Source organism: Marvinbryantia sp., assembly GCF_047017445.1.
In the GTDB taxonomy this organism is placed as follows: Bacteria; Bacillota; Clostridia; order Lachnospirales; family Lachnospiraceae; genus Marvinbryantia.
Map to the genome: position 1 here is coordinate 127733 of NZ_JBKXTT010000005.1, position 2256 is coordinate 129988.

2 protein-coding genes are annotated in these 2256 nt (G+C 49.6%); both read left to right on the plus strand.

All coding sequences use genetic code 11. From position 1 onward, the window contains the following. The first annotated feature begins 58 nt into the window (after positions 1 to 58). On the plus strand, positions 59 to 1651 hold the full coding sequence (locus tag ACLU9Q_RS07265; RefSeq protein ID WP_412624935.1) for a YDG domain-containing protein: 1593 nt from the start codon (positions 59 to 61) through the stop codon (positions 1649 to 1651). Further along, the gene (locus ACLU9Q_RS07270; protein ID WP_412624858.1) at positions 1648 to 2172 is read left to right on the plus strand and encodes a tRNA (uracil-5-)-methyltransferase; all 525 of its coding nucleotides are present in this window, start codon (positions 1648 to 1650) and stop codon (positions 2170 to 2172) included. Before ACLU9Q_RS07265 ends, ACLU9Q_RS07270 begins: the two co-directional genes overlap by 4 nt. Positions 2173 to 2256: the final 84 nt, after the last annotated feature.

The window sequence follows — 2256 nt, forward strand, 5'->3', positions numbered from 1 at the left end:
GGCTGTTTTATGGCAGGGATTCTCTAACATGTCTTGTTTAACTAAATGACATTGCATCATTGGAGAAACTACAAAAACCTATGACGAAACGACGGATGCTCCGGCAGGTCTTTCTATTGAAATTAGGAACATTGTTTCCGAGGATGATGTGACTGTAGCGGCGGAGTCTTACACCTATAACAGCGCTAATGTGATGGAAGCGAAAACTATTACTGCCAACGGTGTGACCCTGAGCGGGGCGGATGCCGACAACTACAAGCTGCCGGAAGAATCTGTTACCATAGACGGAGCGATTACGAAATTTCAACCTACCATTACGTTTAAGGGTTCGAGTATAGTTAGTCAATACGGGCAGGTCTATACCGATGCCGGGCTAAAATTGACGCTGAATATTAACGGTGCATCAGAGGACGATGTTGTTTTTACATGGACCGATTCCGAACAAAAGCCTCTCAGCGCTGCGCCTACCAATAGCGGGACCTACACCCTGACCGCGACCATCCCGGCAACAGATAACAGAGAACTGGCGACGGCCAGTACAACCGTATCCATTGAGCCCAAGCCCTTGTCAAGGCCAACCATTACGCTGGATCCAGACAGATATGAATACGATGGAACGGCGAAGGAACCGGATGTGAAGGTATTTGACGGAGACACAGAAATCGACTCTGACGAGTACACTGTTACCTATTCCAATAACGTGGCGGTAGGCACTGCTACCGTGACAATCACAAACAGGGATGTCGGTAATTATGAGATCAACGAATCTGCCACCACTTTTGAGATCACTAAGCCCGACCTTGCCACCGCCACCGTGACGCTTGAGCAGAACAGCTTCATCTACGATGGTACCGAGCACAAGCCCACTGTTACTGTGGTTAAGAACGGGAATACACTTACAGAAGGTACGGACTACACTGTGACTTATGAGAAGAATGTGGATGCCGGAACTGCCTCTGTGACCATCTCGGCAGTGGAAAACGGTAATTACTATGGCACCCGGACAGTCGGGTTTAAGATTGAAAAGGCCACGCCCGACCTGGGAACGGTGAGCTATACCGGTACCATTTATCCTGACACGGCGCTGACGGATATTGTGCTGACCCGGACCGATGAAACCGTACCCGGTACTTTGGCGCTAACGGAAGGCCAGAAACTGACTGCAGGTACCGGAGAGTATGACTGGACTTTTATTCCGCAGGATACCGACAACTATAATGAAGTAACCGGTACTGTCACGTTGGAAGTGGTAACAGACCCCGATGCAGCAGCCTATACCATTACCATTCCGGCAACTGCCGTTGCGGGCGGGGATGCTGTCAGCGTTGGAATCAATAAAGAAGAACCATTCAACTTAAACGGTGGAACGGTCAGCGTTTCTGTCAGCGGTGGAATTGATGCGAATGGGAAACTGACCTTGACAAATACAGATGATGCCGGAAGCAGTGTGACATCTGCGATGTATGTGGGAGAAAAACCGATTACATCATTTACGGACCGGACTTTTGCAGTATTTGAATCCTCCGATGATTCCCAGGTATCCTTATCCTTTAAGGAGCCGACAGAAACAGATATCCTTGCTGGAACTTATGAGGGAACTGTCACATTTTCGATTGATTATACAGCAGCGGAAGGAGGGACGACAGAATGAGCAGTAACAACCCGAAAGGAAAGACAGGAAAAATCATTCTTCTGATTGTGCTGGTAATCCTGCTTGTGGGAGCAGGGGTATTTGTGGGGCTGAAATGGAACAACTGGTTCGGGGAGGATACCCCGCAGAGCGGCGGCCTGACCACGGATGAAAATGCCCGGGACTGGACCGGCGAGCAGGACGTATACGAAGGAGAGAAAAACACGGACACCATCGACATCCCCGGATACGGGAGCATTACCCTGAAGGCGGATTCCGCAGAGCAGTCCGTGAACCTGTACAACCCGGAGCAGAATACCTGCTACTTCCGCATGACGCTGCTGCTGTCAGACGGCACGCAGTTATGGCAGTCCGGCCTCATAGAGCCGGGGAAGGGAATCTATGATATCACGCTGGAGCAGACGCTTGCCGCAGGAAGTTATGAGGATGCGGTATTAAAATACGAATGCTTCGCGATGGATGACGCACAGACGCCGTTAAACGGCTCTGAAATAAAATTAACATTAAATGTAATCAGTTAGGAGGATCACCATGATGAAAAACAGAAAGTATCTTACAAAAGGACTTGCAGGAGTGCTTGCAGCAGGAATGATCGCAGGAGGGGC